Source organism: Terriglobales bacterium (assembly GCA_035624475.1).
Lineage (GTDB): Bacteria > Acidobacteriota > Terriglobia > Terriglobales > Acidobacteriaceae > DASPRL01.
Genome location: DASPRL010000301.1, coordinates 1 through 5,398, shown reverse-complemented (window position 1 = coordinate 5,398; position 5,398 = coordinate 1). Strand labels below are relative to the sequence as shown.

The 5,398-nt window shown below is 69.6% G+C and carries 5 protein-coding genes; all 5 read right to left on the bottom strand.

The features are described 5' to 3' along the window. Nucleotides 1–87 precede the first annotated feature (87 nt). Nucleotides 88–531 carry a carbon monoxide dehydrogenase subunit G gene (locus VEG08_11955; GenBank protein HXZ28698.1) on the bottom strand — a complete coding sequence of 148 codons (444 nt, stop codon included), beginning with the start codon at nt 529–531 and terminating at the stop codon, nt 88–90. Continuing rightward, a complete protein-coding gene (locus VEG08_11950) occupies nt 528–1,376 on the bottom strand; it encodes a xanthine dehydrogenase family protein subunit M (protein ID HXZ28697.1) in 849 nt (282 codons plus the stop codon). Before VEG08_11950 ends, VEG08_11955 begins: the two co-directional genes overlap by 4 nt. Continuing rightward, a complete protein-coding gene (locus tag VEG08_11945; GenBank protein HXZ28696.1) occupies nt 1,373–3,838 on the bottom strand; it encodes a xanthine dehydrogenase family protein molybdopterin-binding subunit in 2,466 nt (821 codons plus the stop codon). The genes VEG08_11950 and VEG08_11945 overlap by 4 nt, the downstream gene beginning before the upstream one ends. 3 nt (nt 3,839–3,841) lie before the next feature. After that, complete coding sequence (locus VEG08_11940) at nt 3,842–4,345, bottom strand: (2Fe-2S)-binding protein (GenBank protein ID HXZ28695.1); 504 nt, start codon at nt 4,343–4,345, stop codon at nt 3,842–3,844. Between the two features lie 140 nt (nt 4,346–4,485). Next, complete coding sequence (locus VEG08_11935; protein HXZ28694.1) at nt 4,486–5,274, bottom strand: response regulator transcription factor; 789 nt, start codon at nt 5,272–5,274, stop codon at nt 4,486–4,488. Nucleotides 5,275–5,398: the final 124 nt, after the last annotated feature.

The window sequence follows — 5,398 nt, the reverse complement described above, 5'->3', positions numbered from 1 at the left end:
GGACGGCCAGGACCTTGCGATCGCCTTTCACGGGTCCCTCCGGTAGATGAGATGACAGCGTGATTAGCTTATCAGAGACGAGGCGGCTTAGGCGCGCTGGGCGCACTCGCGCGCCAGGTTGGCGAAGACCTCGCTGATGTTCTTGCGGGCGGCGGCGTCGATCAGCCGCTCGCCCACCGAGGCCAGCAGGCCTCCGATCTTCACCTCGCCGGAGTAGTGGACCACGGTCTCCCCGCCCGCGTCTTCGAGCAAGACCTTTCCCTTCCCTTCCACGAAGCCCATGGGCGCCTTGGTGTGCGAGGTCAGGGTGTAGGACTTCTCGGGGACGATGTCGGCGATGGTCATGTCACCGCTGAAGGTTCCCTTGATGGGACCCACGCCTGCCTTGATGGTGGCGCGGTAGGCATTGGGGCTGGTGGCCTCGAGCTTCTGGCAGCCGGGGATGGAGCGCTGCAGCGCGCCCGGGTCCATGAGCACGCGCCAGACGGCGGCGCGCGGGGCCGCGACCTGGTGCGAGCCCTCGATCTTCATCGGGCGCGGGCCCGCGCCTCTTCCAGGGCCCGGCGGGTGAAGACCGCGGCCAGGTGGGCGCGGTACTCGGAGGACGCGAAGTGGTCGCCCAGGGCCTCGACGCCGTCGGCGGCGTGGGCAGCGGCGTCGGCGATGGCGGCCTGCGCGCGCAGCGCCTGCTCCACCGCCGCGGCGCGGTAAGCGCGCTCGGCCACGCCGGTGATGCCCACGGAAGCGCCTTCGATCCTGCCGGCCTTGGTCTTCACCACCGCGGCCACGCCCACCACGGCGAAGCCGGAGGCGGGGTGGTGGAACTTCTTGTAGGCGGTGCCGGCGGTGCCGGTCCTGGGCACGCGCACCTCGATGAGGATCTCGTCGGGGCGCAGCGCGGTCGCGAACATCCCGGTGAAGAAGTCGCGCGCCTTGATCACGCGCTCGCCGCTCTCGCTGATGGTGACCAATTCGGCGTCGAGGGCGAGGATGGCGGCGGGATAGTCGGCGGCGGGATCGGCGTGGGCGAGGCTGCCGCCCAGGGTGCCGCGGTTGCGCACCTGGACGTCGCCGATGGCGGCGGCAGTCTCGGCCAGCAGCGGGCAATTGCGGCGCAGCAGGTCGGAGGCGGCCACGGCGGCGTGGGTGGTCATGGCGCCCAGGGCCAGGCCGTCGTGGGCCTCGCGGATGTAGCTGAGCCCGGGGATGCGGCCCAGGTCGATGAGCGCGGGCGGCTGCGCCAGACGCAGCTTCATGGCGGGCAGCAGGCTGTGTCCGCCGGCCAGCAGCTTGGCGTCCTCGCCGCGGGAAGCGAGCAGCGCCAGGGCCTCGCCCAGCGTGCGCGGAGAATCGTAGTCGAACGATGCCGGGATCATGCGTTCCTCCTGGCCGTGGCGCGGCTTGCCTTGGCGGGCTGCTCCGGCGGAGGCGCGGCCGCCGCTGGCTGGATCTTGCCGGCCTGCAGCTTCCTGGCGTCGCGGATGGCGCGCCACACGCGCTCCGGCTTGAGCGGCATGTCGAGGTTGGTGATGCCCAGGGGCGCCAGCGCGTCGCAGACGGCGTTGACCAGCGCCGGGGTCGCGCCGATGGTGCCGGCCTCGCCCACGCCCTTCACCCCCATGGGGTTCACCGGCGAGGGCGTGCAGGTGCGCTCCAACTCGAAGCGCGGCACCTGCGCCGCCTTGGGCACGGCGTAGTTCATCAGCGTGCCGGTCACGAGCTGGCCGTTCTCGTCGTAGATGACCTCTTCCAGGAAGGCCTGGCCGATGCTCTGCACGATGCCGCCGTGCACCTGGCCCTCGACCAGCAGCGGGTTGATGACGTTGCCGCAGTCGTCCACGGCGACGTACTTGTCGATCTTGATCTCACCGGTGTCGGGATCGACCTCCACCGAGATCACGTGCGCGCCGAAGGGGAAGGTGAAGTTGGAGGGCTCGAAGAAGTGGGTGGCCTCCATGCCCGGCTCCATGCCCGGGGGCAGGGTCTTGGCGCTGTAGGCCGCGCCCACCACCTCGCCGAAGGCGAGCGACTTCTTGCTGCCCTTGGGGCCGATGCGGCCGTTGGAGAAGACCATGCTCGCGGGCTTGGCGCCCAGCAGGTGTCCGGCCATGGCCGCCAGCTTCTGCTTGATCTTCTGGGTGGCGTAGAAGACGGCGGTGCCGCCCACCGCGGTAGCGCGGCTGCCGAAGGTTCCGATGCCGTAGGGCACGATGGCGGTGTCGCCGTGCACCACGTTCACGTCCTGGGGCGAGATGCCCAGTTCGTCGGCGACGATCTGCGCGAAGCTGGTCTCCTGGCCCTGGCCGTGGGGCGAGGCCCCGGTGAGCACGTTGACCTTGCCGGTGGGCTCGATGCGCACCGTGCCGCTCTCCCAGCCGCCCGCGGCCATGGCGCTCGAGGGCCCCATGGCGCAGATCTCCACGTAGGTGGAGAGCCCGATGCCGTAGTACTTCCCTTCCTTCCATCCTTGCTTCTGGCGGGCGCGCAGCTTGTCGTAGCCCGACATTTCCAGCGCGCGCTCCAGGCTCTTCTGGTAGTTGGCGGAGTCGTAGATGATCCCGGTGGAGGTGTGGAAGGGGAACTCCTTGGGCTTGGGAAAGTTCTTGCGGCGGACCTCGGCGGGATCCATGTTCAGGGCGCGGGCCGCGACGTCGACCATGCGCTCGATGATGTAGGTGGCCTCAGGGCGGCCGGCGCCGCGGTAGGCGTCGGTGGACATCTTGTTGGTGAAGACGCCGCGGATCTTGATGTCCACGGCGGGGATCTTGTAGCAGCCCACCATGAGCAGCGCGGTGAGGGTGGGGATGATGGGCGTGAGCAACTGGTGGTAGGCGCCCAGGTCGGCGAGCACGCGTGCGCGCAGCGCCAGGATGGTGCCGTCGCGCTTAAGCGCCAGCTCCACCGTGTCGACCTGGTCGCGGCCGTGGATGGTGACGGCGATGTTCTCCCGCCGTCCCTCGATCCACTTCACCGGTCGGGCGAGCTTGCGCGCCAGCCACGGCACCACCGCCTCCTCGGCGTAGACGTTCAGCTTGCTGCCGAAGCCGCCACCGACCTCGGGGGTGATCACGCGCACCGAGGTCTCCGGCATGCCCAGCAGGAGCGCGATCTGGGTGCGCAGCAGGTGCGGGATCTGGGTGGAGGACCACACGGTCAGGCGGCCTTCGCCCGGTAGCCACTCCGCCAGCACGCCGCGGGTCTCCATGGAGATGGGCGCCAGGCGTTGGTTGAGCAGGCGCTCCTTGACGGTGGCGTCGGCCTTCTTGAAGGCAGCTTCGACGTCGCCGTTTTTGAGCGGATGCACGAAGGCCAGGTTGCTCTTGTACTCGGGATAGACCAGGGCGGCGCCCTCTTCCAGCGCCTTCTCCATGTCCACCACGGCGGGCAAAGGCTCATAGTCCACTTCGACCAGTTCGGCGGCGTCGCGCGCCTGGTAGAGGGTTTCGGCGACCACGGCGGCCACCGGCTCGCCCACGTAGCGGGCCTGGCCCTTGGCCAGCGGCGGATGCGCCGGCATCTTCAGGTCGGGCAGCGCGCCGGCGCAAGGGATGTTGCCCACGCCCTCCAGGTCGCCGGCGGTGATGACCGCCAGCACGCCGGCGGCGGCGCGGGCGGCGTCGGCGTGGATGCCGCGGAGGGCGGCGTTGGCATGCGGCGAGCGCACGAAGACGCAGTGCGCCATGCCCGGGAGCTTCAGGTCGTCGGTGTAGTGGCTGATGCCCTGCACCAGGCGTGGGTCTTCCTTGCGGGGCAGACGTTTGCCCACCCATCCGGCCTGCTTCGGGGGAGCCGCTTTCGGTGCCGTCTTGGGCGAGGTCTTGGACTTGGCGCGCGCCATGGCCTACCTCCCTGCCTTGGCGGCATGCTGCCCGCCGTGCTTGCCCAGCTTGCGAGAAGCCGACTGGACGGCGTTGACGATGTGCTGGTAGCCGGTGCAGCGGCAGAGGTTGCCGCCGATGGCCTCGCGGATCTCGGCTTCCGAGGGCGAGGGCGTGCGCTCCAGCAGGTCGTGGGAGCAGAGGATCATGCCGGGAGTGCAGAAGCCGCACTGCAGGCCGTGCTCCTCCCAGAAGCCCTGCTGCAGGGCGTGCAGGCGGTCGCCCTCGGCCAGCCCTTCGATGGTGGTGACGGCGCGGCCGTCGGCCTGCACCGCCAGCAGGGTGCAGGACTTCACGGCGCGGCCGTCGAGCAGCACGGTGCAGGCGCCGCACAGCGAGGTCTCGCAGCCGATGTGCGTGCCCGTCAGCCCGGCCACCTCGCGCAGGAAGTGCACCAGCAGCAGCCGCGGCTCCACTTCGGCGCGGCACTCTTTTCCGTTGATGCGGATGGAAACCGTCTTCTTCATAGTGCTCCCAAGGTTGCAGGACGAAAGGCGGGAGAGCCCGAAAGCGGCGGCCCAGGCCATTCCTCAGAGGGCGGCCACGATAACAAAATCAGGGTGCGGGAGACAAGCGGGATGCGGCCCGGCGAGAGCCGGGCCCGCGCTCACATCTCGGGCTCGGAGGAAGGGGGCTCGGCCAGGGCGGTGGCGGTCTTGGCCGCCTGCTCGGCCAGGTGGGCCGAGACCCGGGAGCCGTGCAGCAAGCGGTGGTGCACGCAGTAGAGCGCCAGCTCCAGCCGGTCGGAGACCCCCAGCTTGTCGTAGATCTTGCGCAGGTAGTTCTTCACCACCTGCTCGGTGGTGCCCACCTCGTGGGCGATCTCCTTGTTCTTCATCCCCTGGGTGACGCAGGAGACGATGAGCATCTCCTTGTCGCTGAGATGGGTCTTGGGGCGCGGGGCGGTGAGCTGGGCGGCCTGGGCGCGGTAGGCCTCCACCACCCAGTTGACGCCGCGGTTGTCGAGCCAGGTCTCGCCCTCGGCCACCTTGCGCACGCACTTGACCAGCAGGTCGGGAGGGATGGAGCGGGTGACGATGCCCTTCACCCCGCGGCGCAGGTACTCGACGGTGTCGTCCTCGTCGGCCTCGCCGGTGAGCACCACCATGCGGGCGTGGCCGGCGCGCTTCATGACCTCGGTCACGGCCTCGGCGGGATTGGGGGAGAGGGCCGACTCGAACAGGATCACGTCGCAGGGGAACTTGGACACGGCGGCCAGGGTCTGGCCCAGGGTCTCGGCCTGGGCCACTACGCGCATGTCGTCCTCCAGAGCGAAGATCTTGCGGATGCCCACGCGGAAGATGGCCTGGGTGTCGGCCAAGAGCACCTTGATGGGAGAGGGCGGCGCGGCCGGCTTCTCGGCCGAGGGCGCCGTCTTACCGGATTCGTTAGCCATGGACTCTTGGAACCCCCAAATGACGCTCGAAATAATATTCGTCGATCACCGCGGCCACGGCATGGTGGTCGCCCTCCGCCGTGCAGCGCACCACCCGGCCGGCGCACTTCACCTGCACCAAGGT

Excerpts from the sequence above, each read along its gene's own strand:
- VEG08_11955 (HXZ28698.1), bottom strand. The coding sequence starts at position 531 with ATGAAGATCGAGGGCTCGCACCAGGTCGCGGCCCCGCGCGCCGCCGTC.
- VEG08_11950 (HXZ28697.1), bottom strand. The coding sequence starts at position 1,376 with ATGATCCCGGCATCGTTCGACTACGATTCTCCGCGCACGCTGGGCGAG.
- VEG08_11945 (HXZ28696.1), bottom strand. The coding sequence starts at position 3,838 with ATGGCGCGCGCCAAGTCCAAGACCTCGCCCAAGACGGCACCGAAAGCG.
- VEG08_11940 (HXZ28695.1), bottom strand. The coding sequence starts at position 4,345 with ATGAAGAAGACGGTTTCCATCCGCATCAACGGAAAAGAGTGCCGCGCC.
- VEG08_11935 (HXZ28694.1), bottom strand. The coding sequence starts at position 5,274 with ATGGCTAACGAATCCGGTAAGACGGCGCCCTCGGCCGAGAAGCCGGCC.